This is a genomic window from Alteromonas sp. K632G (assembly GCF_017653625.1).
Classification (GTDB): Bacteria; Pseudomonadota; Gammaproteobacteria; order Enterobacterales; family Alteromonadaceae; genus Alteromonas; species Alteromonas naphthalenivorans.
The window spans coordinates 147,268-162,496 of sequence record NZ_JAGGDM010000003.1 but is presented as its reverse complement, the minus strand read 5'-3'; the positions used below and the strand labels follow the sequence as shown (position 1 = coordinate 162,496).

The following is a 15,229-nucleotide window of genomic DNA, read 5'->3' as shown; positions in this document are numbered from 1 at the left end:
CGCAATTAAGGAATAGTTTATGTTTAAGAAAATTGCACTTGTCGCTGTATTGGTGGCTGCCGTTTTTGGCTTTTTTTACTTCGATTTAAATACCTATCTTACCCTTGACGGTTTGAAAGGTTCATTAGATACCTTTACACAGCAAATTGAAGAAAATCCACTGGTAAGTATTGGGGTCTTCTTCGCTATTTATGTAGCAGTAACAGCTTTATCGTTGCCCGGTGCTGCCATTCTTACCTTAGCCGCGGGTGCCTTATTCGGACTAGTACAGGGTTTTATCATTGTATCGTTTGCGTCAAGCGTAGGTGCAACCGTAGCCTTCTTAGTGGCACGCTTTATTTTACGCGATACGGTAAGAAAGCGTTTTGGTGAAAAGCTTAAAAAGATTGACGAAGGCGTTGAAAAACAAGGTGCTTTCTATTTATTCACCTTGCGTTTAGTGCCAGTGTTTCCGTTCTTCCTGATCAATTTATTGATGGGCCTAACATCAATTAAAACATGGACATTCTACTGGGTAAGTCAGCTAGGTATGTTGGCGGGAACCATTGTATATGTAAATGCAGGTACCCAGCTTGCGCAGATAGACAGCTTATCGGGCATTGTATCGCCAGGACTTATATTATCGTTTGTATTACTCGGTATATTCCCGTGGATTGCTAAAGCCATTGTGGCGTTTGTTGAGCGTCGCCGTGTATACAAAGGCTATAAAAAGCCGGCTAAATTCGATAGAAACCTTATTGTTATTGGCGCAGGTGCGGGTGGATTGGTGACCAGCTATATTGCCGCTGCTGTAAAAGCGAAAGTTACGCTTGTGGAAGCCGGTGAAATGGGCGGTGACTGTTTGAACTATGGTTGCGTGCCAAGTAAAGCCCTCATCAAAACTGCCAAAGTAGCCAACCAGATGCGTCAAGCTGAAAACTATGGTTTGCACAGTGTTGAACCTACCATGTCTTTTAAAACAGTGATGCAGCGTGTACATAACGTTATTGCTACTATCGCGCCGGTAGACAGTGTTGAGCGCTACACAAGTTTGGGTGTGGATGTAGTAAAAGGCTACGCAAAAATCATCGATCCTTGGACGGTGGAAATAAAGCAAAACGATGGCGGCATGCAAACCTTAACGACCAAAAGCATTGTAGTGGCGACAGGCGCAAGCCCGTTTGTACCACCATTGCCCGGTATTGAAGAAAGTGGCTACGTCACTTCTGATACGCTATGGAGCCGTTTTGCTGAGCTAGAAGAAACGCCAAAGCGAATGATTGTATTAGGTGGCGGTCCGATTGGCTGCGAACTAGCACAAGCCTTTGCGCGCTTGGGCAGTGACGTAACACAAGTTGAGCGCTCTGATCATCTTATGGGCCGAGAAGACAAAGAAGTCGCCGAATTTTCAGAAACCGTGCTTCGCGATAGTGGCGTAAACGTATTAACCAGCCACGACGCCCTTCGTTTTGAAAATAAAGACGGTGTCAAAACCCTAGTAGTCGCGAAAGACGGCAAAGAAAGCGCTATCGAATACGATGAAGTGATTGTAGCGGTAGGGCGTAAAGCACGCCTTAACGGTTTTGGGTTAGAAGAGTTAGGCATTCAATTTGACCGCACTATTGAAACCGATGAATACCTACAAACCTTAATGCCTAACATTTATGCGGCAGGTGATGTAGTTGGGCCGTATCAGTTTACCCATGTTGCATCGCATCACGCTTGGTATGCTGCGGTAAATGCTTTATTTGGTATCTTTAAAAAATTCAAAGTTGATTACCGTGTTATTCCTTGGACTACCTTCATCGACCCTGAAGTAGCGCGGGTAGGGTTAAGCGAAACCGATGCCGCTGACCAAGGTATAGAGGTGGAGGTAACTCGCTACGAGTTTGAAGAACTTGATAGAGCCATTGCTGAAAGTGCTAGAAAAGGTTTTATAAAAGTACTTACTCCGCCGGGTAAAGATAAAATTTTAGGGGTAACCATTGTGTCTGAACACGCTGGCGATTTATTAGCGGAATTTGTATTAGCCATGAAGCACGATTTGGGACTTAACAAATTACTCGGCACTATTCACGCTTATCCGACGTGGGCCGAAGGTGCTAAAAACACTGCCGGTGCATGGAAACGTGCGAATAAACCAGAAAAATTACTAAGCTATGTGGAAAAATTCCACACGTGGCGTCGTGGTTAATAGGGCAGCAATTATGATGAAGTTATCTTTAGGTCTAAACCGCTTAAAAAGAACAACCCAACTACTTGCCGCAACTGCGCTACTGGCTATGCCAGTGGGGCATGCTGAAGAAGGGTTACACACCCCTTTTTCAGCAATGTTAACGAAATATGTTGCGCCTATTAACCCTGTTACCAACGGTGATGGAGTAGAAATTAAAGGCACGAGCACAGAAGTTGATTATGCGGGTTTTAAATCGGCGCAAACAGAACTTACTGCTTATCTGAAAAGTTTATCTGCAGTGTCGAAAGATACGTTTAATCAGTGGGATAAAAACACGCAGTTGGCGTTTTTAATTAATGCGTACAATGCGTATACCATCGATTTAATATTAACCCAATACCCTGATTTAACCTCTATTCGTGACATTGGTGGTTTCTTTTCATCACCTTGGAAGCAAGCTTTTGCACCACTGTTAGGTGAAAAGCGTACGCTTGACGATATAGAACACAATCTCATTCGTGAAAAGGGAGTGTACAACGAACCTCGCATTCACTTCGCCGTAAACTGCGCAAGTATTGGTTGTCCTGCATTACGTGAAGAAGCCTATGTGGGCGATAAGTTAGATGAGCAATTAGAGCAGCAGACCGTTCGTTTTTTATCTGACAATAGCCGCAATTATTACGATGGCAATACCCTTCATATTTCGAAAATTTTCAGTTGGTATAAAGAAGACTTTGAAGTGCAATGGGGTGACTCAACAAGCTTAAGAGGGTTCTTAACTCACTACAGCGGGGCATTGTCAGAAAAAGATGGCACTCCACTAAGCGAAACTGATACTAAGAAAATCGCTTCAGAAAGTACAGAAATTGAATTTTTGGATTACAACTGGGCGTTGAATGACCAAGAGTAATTCATTTTTTTTGGTGTTTAGCTATTTTTTAAGCGTCGCGCTGGTGCGTACACGACTATTTTTTATGCTTGGCGCAAGTATTTTTTTTATGCCGGCGCAGGCCCAGCAGAACGAAGTATCAGATCAAAACTCTGTGCGATCGCCTGTGGTGCAGTTTCATGCATGGGGCGGAAGTGCGCAAGTTAACGGGTATATTCAGTGGGTAAGCGAGCAGGTTCACACGCAGTATAATATTACGCTGAATCATGTGAAGTTAGCCGATACTAGCGATGCGGTATCACGCGTATTAGCCGAAAAAGCAGCAGGAAACGATAGCCAAGGTAGCGTTAATTTAATTTGGATTAATGGTGAAAATTTTGCAGCCATGCAGCGCAATGGTTTGTTGCTTGAAGACTGGGTAAACAGCCTTCCCAACTTTGCATTAACGAACCCATCACGAAACCCAGCCATGATCACCGACTTTGGCATTCCTACCCACGGGCAAGAAGCACCGTGGGGTAAAGCGTCTATGGTGTTTTATTACAATAGCCGATTTGTACAACAGCCACCGCTTAATCTTCCCGAACTTTTACGCTTTGCAAAGGACCATGTGGGACGCTTTACCTATCCCTTACCCAACGACTACTTGGGGATCAGCTTTTTAAAATACGCCGCTATTGCACTGAATGAAAAAGACCGTGACCTCCTGTATCAACCCGTTACTAAAACTGCATTAGCCCACATAACCCAAGCTTTGTGGCGCTACCTAGATGAACTACACCCGCTGATGTACAAGCAGGGGGAATACATGGTGCGTCAAGCCTCACAGCTTCAGCGACTGATGGGAACCGGTGAATTACTATTGGCATTTTCGTTTACTGCGGCAGAGATCCCCAGCGCGGTAAACCGCTTTGATTTGCCCGAAAGTATACGCACATACGCCATGGAGGATGGCAGTTTGGCGAATGTGCACTTCATTGGCATTACCTATAACACTGAAAGCGTCACCGCCGCAAAACAGGTGGTGAATTTCTTATTGTCGCCGCAAGCACAAGCGAAAAAGCAGCAATTGGCGGTGTGGGGCGACGATTCAGTGCTCGATTTTTCGATGCTATCTGCTTCTGAAAAGGCGCTATTTAAACCTGCGGCGAAACATACGGCAGCATTGGATACACAAAAAGCAGTGCCGCTATTTGCTGAACCTCATAGCAGCTGGACTGACGCTCTGAGGCAGGCTTGGTTTCTGCGATACGGTGAGCGCTTCTAATGGCGGTATTTCAACACATAACGCAGAGCGTGCGTGTATTGCTCATTGCATTGCTAAGCGTACCTGTATTTGCTGGGCTTGTTGGCGTGGTATTGCCCGCTTTTGGATATTTTCCAGCACTTAATGCGTTCGACTTTAATCTTGGGGTTTTTAAACATCTATTTGCCCTAGAAAGCATTGTTAATATGACATTGCTTTCTTTGTTAACGGGCTTAATCGCTACCGCGTTATCGGTAGCCAGCGCGTTTTTGTTATTGTCGGTGTTCTACCGCTCTTCCTATCTAAATAGGCTTCAAAGTTGGTTAAGCCCATTGCTAGTGTTACCGCATGCTGCTGCGGCTATTGCGCTGCTATTTGTGCTTTCACCCTCTGGCTTGTTAGCCTCTGTGGTTAGTAATGCAGTGTCTGTTTTCTCAAGTGGTGCTGAAAACTTGTCGAACACACAGAACGTGTTGCCGCCTTCGTGGGAATTTCCTTACGATAGATTCGGTATATCCATCATTGTTGCGTTAGCGTTGAAAGAATTGCCTTTCGTATTTTTAATAGCGGTAAGTGTGTTGTCGCAACCCCAGGTGAAGCGAAAGTTTGATGGCTATTTTAATAGTGCTACCGCGCTTGGTTATGCTCCGGTAACTGTGTTTTTTAAAGCGATTTTTCCGGTAGTGTACTCACAAGTTAGATTGCCCTTATTGGCCGTACTTGCCTATGCTACAGCGAATGTGGAAATACCTTTATTGTTAGGGCCTAATAACCCTCCTACATTAGCCGTTGCTGTGGTGCAGTGGTTCAATCATGTGGATTTATCTATGCGTTTTCAGGCATCGGCTGCTGCGTTGCTGCAAGTTGTCGTTACGCTGATTGCTATTGGTATATGGTTAATAGGTGAAAATATAATTGAGCGAGTTCAAGGCCGTTTTTATACCAATGGCTCTCGTTACACAGGGCAAATGTTCGCCTCTTTTGTAGCCTATTCAGTGGTGGCAAGTTATTCACTGCTAGCGCTGTCGATAATAATAAGTACCACTTTGTGGTCGGTTGCTACCTTTTGGACGTTTCCCACATTACTCCCTGAAGGCTTTACCTTATTGCATTGGAAAACCACGCTTAGTGCGCTAGCAGAACCGGTTAAAAACACAGTACTACTGGCGACTTTTGTAAGCGCATTTTCTGTGCTAATTGCGACCTTGGCTTTAGAAGCCGAGGCGTTAAATAGGCAAGATAACAAACGTTCTGAATATTTTAACCGTTGGGTAGGCGGGGTATTAGCGAGTACCTTATTTTTGCCTCTACTAGTACCTGGCGTGGCATTTTTATACGGTTTGGTATGGTTCCAACTCACCTATTTTAATGATGCGGTTTGGCTTCATCTATTTATTAGCCACCTTGTATATGTACTGCCTTATGTGTTTATTTCTCTGGCAGTGGCCTATCGTAAATTTGAGCCGCGATATATTCAGGTAGCCTACGGAATGGGAAAATCACCTTGGCAGGTTTTTGTTCATATAAAGCTGCCGTTACTGTTTGCGCCGTTGCTGGTAGCTTTTGCATTAGGGGTGGCGATTAGTTTTAGTCAATATTTACCCACAGTGTTAAGTACCGGTGGGCGCATTGCCACTGTTACTACAGAAGCAGTGGCAGCGGCGTCTGGCAGTAGCGTTCGATTAACGGCCGTGTACGTGCTGGTACAAATATTTATGCCGCTAGTTGGTTTCGTGTTGGCGTGGTGGCTACCCACAATTTGCTTTAACCCTATGGGGCGCTACACGCTTCTACGACCGAGGAAGTCGAAATTATGACCTTGAAATTAGATAAGGTGAGTTTGTTTCGACATACCGACATCTTGCTTAATGTAAACGCGGTGGTTAATGCAGGCGAAGTACTTTCTATTATGGGGCCAAGTGGTTCAGGGAAATCTACTTTATTGAACGCCGTTGCGGGTTCGTTAACTGCGCCTTTTTCTGTGACCGGCAGTATTAATATCAACGATATTTGCATTAATGATACGCCGGCGCACAAACGTGGCGTAGGGGTGTTATATCAAGATCCTTTACTATTTGAACACATGACGGTGGGGCAAAATATTGCGTTTGCGCTCTCGCCCAAAAGCGCCTTGTTAGATAAGGGGGCTTCTGAACCTAAGCTTTCAAAAAAACAACGAGAAAAGCAAGTAAGCGACATGCTAGCGCAAGTAGGGCTTAGCGAGCTACAACATCGCCCTGTACAAACGTTATCTGGGGGGCAGCAGGCGCGTATAGCTTTGTTACGTACCTTGGCAGCAGCTCCTCGTGTTGTACTGCTCGATGAGCCTTTCAGCAAACTAGATGCTGCTACAAAAGGTCAAATGCGCAAGTGGGTATTTGAGCAGTTGAAAGCCCGTGGATTACCTACCTTGTTAGTTACCCATGACGTTGAAGATGCTAACGCCGCCCAGGGACAACTAATAGAGATTGAAACATGCTAGATGCGAAAGTTACGCCTTTTATTAAACCCCTTTTAAGGCCCATGATTGTGGCGCTGAGTAAAGCGTGCGTTACGCCAAATCAGGTCACCGTGGTTGGCTTTGTGATTGGTTTGCTCTCGGTGCCTGCCATCGTGAATGGCTGGTGGGTAATGGCGTTTATTTGTATTGTAGCCAACCGGGTGCTTGATGGTATTGACGGCGAACTTGCCCGCTTCCAGCAAAGTAGCAGTAGTGCAGGTGGCTTTTTAGATATCTGTTTAGACTTTTTGTTTTACGCTGCGGTTCCGTTAGCGTTTGGTATAGCAAACCCTAGTGAATGGGGCGTACCTGCGCTAGTGCTAATGGCTGCGTTTGTAGGAACGGGCAGTAGCTTTTTAGCATTTGCCGTAGCCGCAGAAAAATTTAATATAGAAAAGCCCCAATTTAAGAACAAGAGTTTTTATTACATGCAGGGGCTAACCGAAGGTACTGAAACGATACTTTTATTCTTGGCGTTTTGTATTTGGCCTAGTTATTTCCCGGTACTTGCTTACGTATTTGCTGCGGCGTGTGCAATAACCATAGTGACTCGGATTTACAGTGGTTTTATAACCCTTAAATCAGTAGAAGGTATCGATGATTATTGTAATAGAGAAGAGGAGTAATCGTGGATAACGCTGGGTTCATTCGAATAAGTATGTTCTTGGGCATATTCGCGTTAATGGCTTTATTAGAAGCATGGTTACCGGCTAGACAATCTTCGCTAGGCAGATTAAGTCGGTGGAAGGGCAACCTTAGTATGGTGGTGTTAGGCGCGCTTTGTTCTAGAGTGGTGCTACCTGCCAGTTTAGTCGGTGTGTCGATGTGGGCACAAAATGAAGGTATTGGTGTGTTTAACATAGTAATCATAAACAATTGGTTAGCGATTGGATTATGTGTGTTGCTGTTAGACATGGTAATTTATTGGCAGCATAGGTTATTTCACAAAATTCCACTGCTTTGGCGTATTCACAAAATGCACCACGCCGATAGTCACGTTGATACCACCACAGGGCTTCGCTTTCATCCAATAGAAATTGTGATGAGTCTTTTCATTAAAGCGTTAGTAGTAGTCGCTTTTGGTGTTCCTGCTATTGCGATAGTTATTTTTGAAGTTGGGTTAAACGGTTTTGCCTTGTTTAATCATGCTAATATTCGCCTCCCTCAAAAGTGGGATGACAGACTGGGTCTGTTTATCATTACTCAGCGCCTTCATCGTATTCACCATAGTCAATTAAAAGATGAGTCTAATACTAACTTTGGCTTTAGCGTATCGTGGTGGGATAAAATATTTGGTAGTTTTAAAAGCCGCGCCACAAGACGGGATGAAGACATCGCTATAGGGCAAAAAGATTATCCTGCATCGAATAAAAATGCAGGCATAGTCGCGCTATTAAAAATGCCGTTTAATAATAGCCACACGCTGTAGCGTAAGTATTTAAAATGACCATGTAGCATCGCCTGCTTAAATCAATTTTACTTAGATTAATCCGGATACTTTCAAAACTAAATAAAGGGTTCCTAGCTGAAGTATCATGCCCAAGCTGATAAATGCGCCATCCCTATTGGTCATTCCTATAGCGGTTAGTGTTAGTCCTAGGGCTGGGAGTGCGACAGCGAACGGTATTACCTCTAACGGAATCATGCACAACGAGGCCAAAGCGCAGTAACCTGCTACTATATTTTTACCCGGCGTGTTGGATAAAGCGGTTATGCGGGGCTTTAGTAACTTTTCGGTTTTCTTTACGTAAGGTTTGGCGCGCTCTACCGCGTTTTCTAGTTTTTTTTGGTCAATTTCCTGCTTTGTGATTTTATTAGGTAGCCAAGGCGCATTTCTGCCAATAGCGACTTGAATGCAAATTAAAAATAGCGTGATACCGCAAATAGAGGGAACCCCTGGGATTGCGCCGGTAGGAAGCAATGCAATAAGAGAGGGGATGAGTAATAGCGGCCCAAATCCTCTATCTTCGAAGCGAGCAATAATCTCGCCAGCACTTTGCTTTTCGTTATCACTCTCGTCAACGAGCTTATCCAAAAGCCCACTAATTGACGCATCCATAAATTACCTCGTGTCCTAAGGAAAGATACTGTGGTGAAAAACAGTTGTTGTTTTTTATTACGTGCGTTTTGAATTATGGTTTACACCGTATTCCAAAATTGAAAAAAGCTGAAATAGTTAATGTAATGCGATACGAGAGCGATAAAAGGCACTTTTTTATAATATGTACTACAGTAATAGTTGATAAATTTACTTCCCATAAGGATTTTATGTGAAGCCAATTGAAGGCATAGAGTTACTCCGTCAGTTGCCTACGTGTTTGCTATTTAAACCCATTGGGGCATCGAAATTTGACGTGAGTATTGCGTTGGCTCGTCAGTTCGGCCAGGCTCGTGTATCTGAAGATTTTGCAAACGGTTTACGCTTCTTCGATCCTATTACAAAAGACGAGCTTTTAGGCAGTTATCATCCTTTTGCAATTGCGGAGGAAACCATACATCTTTGCCAGTGTGTAAGGATCCAATCTCGGGAACGGGGAATTCAGTTTTTCCTTGAAAGCTCAATAATCACTTTTGATAACGTTAGCTTGGTAGTTATCAACGCAAGGGCGGTGCAGAATAGTTTATTTATCGCGCCGGAAGAGGCTTCTCCCGTAGGGAAACACATTACCTTTAATGGCTTACTCTCTACTTTCTCATCTCAACTCATCAACGCTACAAGCGATAAAACTGACAATCTCATTGAAGGGATCTTAGGTGCATTCGGTGAGTTTTGTGACTTAGATCGCTGCTATTTGTTCGAATTTTTTAACAATGAAAAATTTGCCTGTAACAGTCACGAATGGGTTGCAGCTGGGGTTACACCTTATAAAGACGACCTTCAAGCATTGCCAATGAATACCATGCCTTATTTTGAAAGGAAACTTAAACAAGATGGACTTTTTAAGGTAAACAACGTGGCTAATTTACCCCAAGAAGCAAAAGGGGAAAAAGAAGAATTTGAGCGGGAAAATATTTGCTCTATTTTGTGTGCTTCTATTGTATTGGATAATGGTATTTTTGGTTTTATCGGCTGCGATATTACGGGCAGCCCGTACACGTGGAAGAATCATGACGTTAAGTACTTACAGCGTATAGCACAAATGTTGGCTAACACGCTGCAAAATGCTCATAACGAACGGGCACTTTATAAAGCGCAGCAAGAACTCATTGAAGCGAATGCAAAATTAGCTAAGTTAGCCAATATTGATGGCCTGACCGGCATTGCGAATAGAAGGTTGTTTGACGATACATTACAACGGGATATTGAAAGAAGCGTTCTTAGTAAAACCCCACTTAGCTTACTGTTTATAGATGTAGATCATTTCAAAAATTATAATGATTGCTATGGGCACGTGGCGGGCGATGATGCACTCATTAGCGTGGCAGAAATAATTAAGAAAACCTGTATAGGGAATGATGACGCGGTGGCCCGTTATGGTGGAGAGGAGTTTGCTGTCATTATGCCTTCCACAAACTTAAGCGCTGCATTAAAAGTGGCGGAACGCATTCGTAGGAATATAGAGCAAGCGGCAATACCATTTAAATTATCAGCCTATAATAATCGTCTAACAGCAAGCTTGGGCGTTGCTACTATGGCATTTGACCATCCGGTTTGCCCTAATGAATTTATAAAGCAAGCCGATGCTGCACTTTACCTTGCTAAATCGTTAGGGCGTAACCGTGTTGATGTATGGGAAGCGCAGGAGGTTGTACTGCGTTAAAACGTCAGTACAAGCTTGCCAATATGCGCTTTCTGTTCGAAGTCTATCTGGGCCTGTTTAATTTCGTCGATAGGATACGTTTTTGACACAAGCGCCGAGATATCCCCTTTTTCTATACGCTTAACTAGGTTGGCAAATACACCTTCTGATAGCACAGTGCATCCCAGTAGTTGTAAATCTTTTAAGTATAGCGTTCGAACATCGAGTGGTACGGTGTGCCCAGCAATTGCACCCGAAACAGCATAACGGCCAAATGGTTTCATCATATCTAGTAGCTCTGGCCATCGCGGACCTGCAACTAAGTCTATGACTACATCGAATGGCTTATCTTTAGCGTACGCTAACCAGTTGCAATCTCGAGTTAGTGTGTCATCTGCGCCAAGCGTTCTTAACGCTTCTTGCTTAGACTCGCTGGTGATGGCAACGACCGTTGCACCTCGTGCTTTAGCCAATTGTACCGCAGCAGAGCCTACGCCGCCTGATGCGCCGGTGATGAGTACACGATCTCCTTCCACAACATTAGCGCGGTGAAGCATATTTTCAGCAGTAGAATAGGAGCAGGGAAAAGACGCAAGTTCGGTATCGGACATGCTAGTGTTCACTGCAAGAGCGTGTTTTTCGGCTACTTTTGTGTATTCGGCAAAACCTCCATCACATTCAGAGCCAAAATACCAAGGCGCACTTAATTCAACGCCATCGACTTCAGTTAAGCAGGGCTCAATAATAACTCGCTCACCTATGCGAGCGGTGTCTACATCACTGCCCACTGCAACAATATATCCGCATACGTCTGCACCTTGAATTCGAGGCAGTGCGAAAGGCGCGCCGTTCCAAGATTCAACATCATCATCAACGTCGCCCTTTGTATACCAGCCGTTTCGGGTATTAATATCGGTGTTATTTACCCCAGCCGCGGCTACCTTAATAACAACATCAGTTGCGCCAGGAACCGGTACAGGATATCGCTACGAATACTTAACGCATCAAGGTCGCCATGGTGGGTAAGTACTACCCCTTTCATTTGAGTGGGAAGTTGTGACATAAAAAATCTCCTTTACGTTAAATCGTGTTCGAGAAGTAGTTTGTTGAGCATTTCTTGGGTTGTAGCTAAAGCTTCTTCGCCCATGGTGGGCCAAGCTGCCGACATACCCTCATGTAATATGAAAAGTGAATGAGCCATTGAGCTGTTATTGGTTAGTGCTAAAAGCCACTGGCGAACATCGGCCTTGTGAGTATTTACAGCAGTTGTTACTCGATCATAATCTGGATAGCTAGAGAGGGCTTGCAACGACATGCATCCGTTAGGCGCGTATTGTTTAAGCCATAAGGCTAGGCGAGCAAACACATGTTTGACCGCATTCGTGAGATTGTCTGGGCAGTCTGTGGCTAGGAAGGATAAATAACGCTGATGCCTATGGGTGAGAGCGCCAATAATCATATCCTCTTTAGATGGAAAATATTTGTATAGGGTTTTTAGCGTCGTGCCGGTTTGCGTTTTTAACATGGCGACATTGGGCTGGGTAAAACCATTAGTACTAAACGCAGTTTCTAATCGGGCTGCAATGTCATTCTTTCGTTCGTCGGGTGTCATCATCGCTTCCAATAGCAAGTTTTTTCAGATATAGACTTTTTCGGTACAGGTTTCTCTCGGTATAGCTATTTTTGTCGGTATAGCCATTTTTGTGGGTATAGCCATTAAGGGTAGAATGACTGCTCTACCTTTGTATTGTCATGGTAGAGTAATCATTCTACTTTTGCAAACATGGGTTAGTGTGAGAACTAGCGAATAGGATGCTTTCTGTTCGGTTAGTATCTATGTGAATAGAGCAGAATTGTCTGGTCACAGTACGCTATTAGATGATTTTAAAGGAGTTTGAATGAGCTTCGTGAATAAAAAATGTCAACTTGTGACTGTTTATGGTAACTTTGCTTAAAGTGACTGTTTTTAATCACTTTTGTAAAAGGGTTTATTTACGGTAACATTCTTAGTAACCCAGCGAAGGAGATTATAATATTGCATCTGTATAAAAATACAGGCAGTCTATTTATTCATTAGGGTGAATCCCAACTTAAGAGCTACTCTCATTAAAAGAGGAAGCGATGGAAAACACAAAAAAATATGCAGCGGTTATCACCGGTGATATTGCGAATTCGCAGCATTTGAGCGACGCCGATTTAACTCATGTGCTAAAAGTCCTAACCCGTGAACTTAAAGCGCAAACGTCGTGTCATGGTGGGCAATACGACCTATTTCGTGGTGATGCCTTTCAGGCTGTCATTTGTACACCTAAACTGGCGATGCAAGCTGCCATATGCGTGAGGTTAGCGTTAAAGGCGTGTACCCCATCTACGGATGTACGTATTAGCGTAGCGCTTGGCGAAGTGAGCGTTACCGAAGGCCAAGTGAAAACGGGAACCGGAAGTGCATTTGTGCGTTCGGGCAGGGCGCTAGATAATCTCAAGTCTCAGTATTTAGTGTTTATCAGTGATGATGAAGACTTCAACAAACACGCATCCTTAATGACTGCATTTGTCGATAGTCATATTACTTCGCTAACTCAGACTCAGTCAGAAACCCTACTAGCTTATATTAGTGCAAAAGATAAAGGACATGAGCAAATAGCAAGCGCACTAGGGAAAACTCGCAGCAATATTACGCGTATTTTAAATGCCAGTCAGTACCACTTAGTGGGTGATTATTTACGTTATATGGCAACGGAAGTTAAAACGGAGCGGTAAGCATGGAGCAACTTAGCATAGTGATAGGGCTGTTAGTTGCCCATTTGCTTGGAGATTTTTATTTTCAGCCAAGCAGGTGGGTAGAGAGCCGAAATAGCAAACACCTGAAATCGCCAGCATTGTATCTCCACTCTTTATTACATGGTGTGTTGGCATTAACGGCATTGGTAACTCTATCCGTACTAACCGCAGTTGCATCAAAAGAAGCTGGCTTAGATAGCATTGACGTTGGGCCGCTACTTTTGGTTGCAGGTGGGGTGTTGATAAGCCATTTTATTATCGATGCAGTAAAGTCTTACGCGGGGCCTAGTACCTTGGCTTTCGCAATTGATCAGGCCGCGCATATTGGGGCTATTGTAATTTTGTGGGCACTGCTGACCAACCAGCTTGGGCAGCTATTTAAGCAAGTTCTAATGATTAACCATCATCATTTGGCAGTGCTATTGGCTTATATGATTATTTTGAAGCCCACCTCCATATTTATTAAGCAGCTTCTTTCGCCTTGGACTAAAGAGCTTGATGAAGATGCTAAACCACACAACTCGTCCACGTTAGTTCAGCTTCCTATCCAAAATACTCTGGCCATGGCTGGGCAACGAATTGGTTATTTAGAGCGCCTTCTTATTCTTACCTTTGTGTTAATAAATCAATTTGCCGCTATAGGTTTCTTACTTGCTGCTAAATCTATCTTTAGATTTGGCGATCTAACCAAAAGCGAAGACAAAAAACTAACGGAATATGTATTGTTGGGCACATTAACTAGCGTAGTAATTACTATTGCAGTGGGGCTTACTACACGTATGTATATGGGCAAGCTTTAATCTCCGCAAGCCTAAAGAATAAATTTCCTCTCAGCGTGTTAAGCAAGCGTTCGGATTTACTTTTTTGTTTAATCAACCTCTAGTAATCAACAGATTTTTAGTATTGCTTACTAGAGGCATTCATTAAATAACAGAAAGCTAATTTATAAATATCAATAGGTTATTGTAAATATATAATGCTAGCGCACTTGGTAATCGCTATCAGTACGAATATAAATAGTTGCTTCGCCTTTACCTTCATTAACAATTTGATGTTCAAATGCGCCTGTCGACTCTACATAGCTTCCTGCGCTTAAGGTGATAGGTGAACTAACATCTTCAGATTGATATTTAACTTCGCCTGCTATTACCACAGCACGGAACTCACTAGCATCAGTACTTATAGAGCCGTTAAAACCGACGGGTAGCTTCACCATTGAGCCGTTCATATCGGCGGCGCTGCCCCACACGTAGGTAGATGACACACCTGGTGCACTTACATCGTGCAATTCGCTATCGTTAAGCCACACAATATTGTCTTTATGCAGGTTTAGCGGGCGTTCACCATTATCAAAATGCTCACTAGATGGTTGTACTAAATAAGGCCCAGAATCAATTTCTAAATAGATTAAATTGGCGCTACCGTTTGCTGCTGTGGTGTGATCTTCGCCAGCAGGTTGGGTCCAAAAAGAACCAGCAGGCATCCACATTTTACCTGCAGTAGGATCGTCATTGTGCATAGCACCTTCAATCACGATGCCGCGATACGTAATATTATGAATATGCGGTGGAGATTCAAAACCTTTGTTAAAGCGTACCAGCATACCAGTTGCGGTATTTTTAGTGCGGTCTCCCCAAAGGTCTGCTGCGCCTGGGCTCTTATCACCACGAAGAGGGTTAAGGTAACCCCATTCAATATCATCTGCTGCTACGACCCTAGATGCTGTTTCTGCGGCAAACGCTGTTGTACTTGTAAATGATGTTGAAAGTGCCACTGCGCTAGATAATGCAAATGCGAGTGTTGTTGCTTTAATTGTGAATTTCATTTTTAAACCCTTTAACTTGATTGCTTGGGTGTATTTTATGTGCAGAAAGGCGGTGGATAAATGGGCAAATCGCCAATACACTTTCGCTAAAAC

General features: G+C 43.6%; 13 protein-coding genes and 1 pseudogene. 10 read left to right on the top strand and 4 right to left on the bottom strand.

Annotated features, from left to right (window positions below; genetic code table 11):
* Positions 1–19: 19 nt before the first annotated feature.
* The 7 genes from J5X92_RS04890 (at position 20) to J5X92_RS04860 (ending at position 8,219) form a co-directional block, all read left to right on the top strand.
* Positions 20–2,173 carry a bifunctional TVP38/TMEM64 family protein/FAD-dependent oxidoreductase gene (locus J5X92_RS04890; protein ID WP_208804840.1) on the top strand — a complete coding sequence of 718 codons (2,154 nt, stop codon included), beginning with the start codon at positions 20–22 and terminating at the stop codon, positions 2,171–2,173.
* An 88-nt stretch (positions 2,174–2,261) separates the two neighbouring features.
* Positions 2,262–3,065: a DUF547 domain-containing protein gene (locus tag J5X92_RS04885; RefSeq protein ID WP_208804910.1), complete on the top strand. Its 804-nt coding sequence runs from the start codon at positions 2,262–2,264 to the stop codon at positions 3,063–3,065.
* Positions 3,066–3,153: 88 nt separating this feature from the next.
* A complete protein-coding gene (locus J5X92_RS04880; RefSeq protein WP_244360234.1) occupies positions 3,154–4,311 on the top strand; it encodes an ABC transporter substrate-binding protein in 1,158 nt (385 codons plus the stop codon).
* A complete protein-coding gene (locus J5X92_RS04875) occupies positions 4,311–6,107 on the top strand; it encodes an ABC transporter permease subunit (protein WP_126872377.1) in 1,797 nt (598 codons plus the stop codon). The genes J5X92_RS04880 and J5X92_RS04875 overlap by 1 nt, the downstream gene beginning before the upstream one ends.
* The gene (locus tag J5X92_RS04870) at positions 6,104–6,772 is read left to right on the top strand and encodes an ATP-binding cassette domain-containing protein (protein WP_013783843.1); all 669 of its coding nucleotides are present in this window, start codon (positions 6,104–6,106) and stop codon (positions 6,770–6,772) included. The genes J5X92_RS04875 and J5X92_RS04870 overlap by 4 nt, the downstream gene beginning before the upstream one ends.
* On the top strand, positions 6,766–7,416 hold the full coding sequence (locus J5X92_RS04865) for a CDP-alcohol phosphatidyltransferase family protein (protein WP_013783844.1): 651 nt from the start codon (positions 6,766–6,768) through the stop codon (positions 7,414–7,416). The genes J5X92_RS04870 and J5X92_RS04865 overlap by 7 nt, the downstream gene beginning before the upstream one ends.
* A gap of 2 nt (positions 7,417–7,418) precedes the next feature.
* Positions 7,419–8,219 carry a sterol desaturase family protein gene (locus tag J5X92_RS04860; protein ID WP_013783845.1) on the top strand — a complete coding sequence of 267 codons (801 nt, stop codon included), beginning with the start codon at positions 7,419–7,421 and terminating at the stop codon, positions 8,217–8,219.
* 51 nt (positions 8,220–8,270) lie between these two features.
* Here the strand turns inward: J5X92_RS04860 and J5X92_RS04855 are convergent, their stop codons facing one another.
* Positions 8,271–8,849 carry an exopolysaccharide biosynthesis protein gene (locus J5X92_RS04855; RefSeq protein ID WP_126872376.1) on the bottom strand — a complete coding sequence of 193 codons (579 nt, stop codon included), beginning with the start codon at positions 8,847–8,849 and terminating at the stop codon, positions 8,271–8,273.
* A 211-nt stretch (positions 8,850–9,060) separates the two neighbouring features.
* On the opposite strand from J5X92_RS04855, the gene J5X92_RS21380 reads away from it, so the two are divergent.
* On the top strand, positions 9,061–10,551 hold the full coding sequence (locus J5X92_RS21380; protein WP_126872375.1) for a diguanylate cyclase: 1,491 nt from the start codon (positions 9,061–9,063) through the stop codon (positions 10,549–10,551).
* On the opposite strand, the pseudogene J5X92_RS04845 reads toward J5X92_RS21380, so the two are convergent.
* Both J5X92_RS04845 and J5X92_RS04840 read right to left on the bottom strand, forming a co-directional pair.
* Positions 10,548–11,593: pseudogene (locus J5X92_RS04845) on the bottom strand (alcohol dehydrogenase family protein). The gene J5X92_RS21380 and the pseudogene J5X92_RS04845 overlap by 4 nt on opposite strands.
* Before the next feature lie 12 nt (positions 11,594–11,605).
* The gene (locus J5X92_RS04840) at positions 11,606–12,145 is read right to left on the bottom strand and encodes a TetR/AcrR family transcriptional regulator (RefSeq protein WP_041452511.1); all 540 of its coding nucleotides are present in this window, start codon (positions 12,143–12,145) and stop codon (positions 11,606–11,608) included.
* 506 nt (positions 12,146–12,651) lie between these two features.
* Between J5X92_RS04840 and J5X92_RS04835 the strand changes: the two genes are divergently transcribed.
* Positions 12,652–13,290, top strand: coding sequence for a hypothetical protein (locus tag J5X92_RS04835; protein ID WP_013783850.1), 639 nt, complete (start codon positions 12,652–12,654; stop codon positions 13,288–13,290).
* A 2-nt stretch (positions 13,291–13,292) separates the two neighbouring features.
* Positions 13,293–14,111, top strand: a complete 819-nt coding sequence (locus tag J5X92_RS04830; RefSeq protein ID WP_126872374.1) for a DUF3307 domain-containing protein — start codon at positions 13,293–13,295, stop codon at positions 14,109–14,111.
* A 179-nt stretch (positions 14,112–14,290) separates the two neighbouring features.
* Here J5X92_RS04830 and J5X92_RS04825 read toward each other — a convergent pair whose 3' ends face one another.
* Positions 14,291–15,136 (bottom strand): DUF4437 domain-containing protein, encoded by an 846-nt coding sequence (locus J5X92_RS04825; RefSeq protein WP_126872373.1) that lies wholly within the window; start codon positions 15,134–15,136, stop codon positions 14,291–14,293.
* Positions 15,137–15,229 lie beyond the last annotated feature (93 nt).

Coding starts and splice junctions, on each gene's coding strand:
- J5X92_RS04855 (WP_126872376.1), bottom strand. CDS start 8,849: ATGGATGCGTCAATTAGTGGGCTTTTGGATAAGCTCGTTGACGAGAGT.
- J5X92_RS04890 (WP_208804840.1), top strand. CDS start 20: ATGTTTAAGAAAATTGCACTTGTCGCTGTATTGGTGGCTGCCGTTTTT.
- J5X92_RS04885 (WP_208804910.1), top strand. CDS start 2,262: ATGCCAGTGGGGCATGCTGAAGAAGGGTTACACACCCCTTTTTCAGCA.
- J5X92_RS04840 (WP_041452511.1), bottom strand. CDS start 12,145: ATGATGACACCCGACGAACGAAAGAATGACATTGCAGCCCGATTAGAA.
- J5X92_RS04830 (WP_126872374.1), top strand. CDS start 13,293: ATGGAGCAACTTAGCATAGTGATAGGGCTGTTAGTTGCCCATTTGCTT.
- J5X92_RS04865 (WP_013783844.1), top strand. CDS start 6,766: ATGCTAGATGCGAAAGTTACGCCTTTTATTAAACCCCTTTTAAGGCCC.
- J5X92_RS04875 (WP_126872377.1), top strand. CDS start 4,311: ATGGCGGTATTTCAACACATAACGCAGAGCGTGCGTGTATTGCTCATT.
- J5X92_RS04835 (WP_013783850.1), top strand. CDS start 12,652: ATGGAAAACACAAAAAAATATGCAGCGGTTATCACCGGTGATATTGCG.
- J5X92_RS04870 (WP_013783843.1), top strand. CDS start 6,104: ATGACCTTGAAATTAGATAAGGTGAGTTTGTTTCGACATACCGACATC.
- J5X92_RS04880 (WP_244360234.1), top strand. CDS start 3,154: ATGCCGGCGCAGGCCCAGCAGAACGAAGTATCAGATCAAAACTCTGTG.
- J5X92_RS04825 (WP_126872373.1), bottom strand. CDS start 15,136: ATGAAATTCACAATTAAAGCAACAACACTCGCATTTGCATTATCTAGC.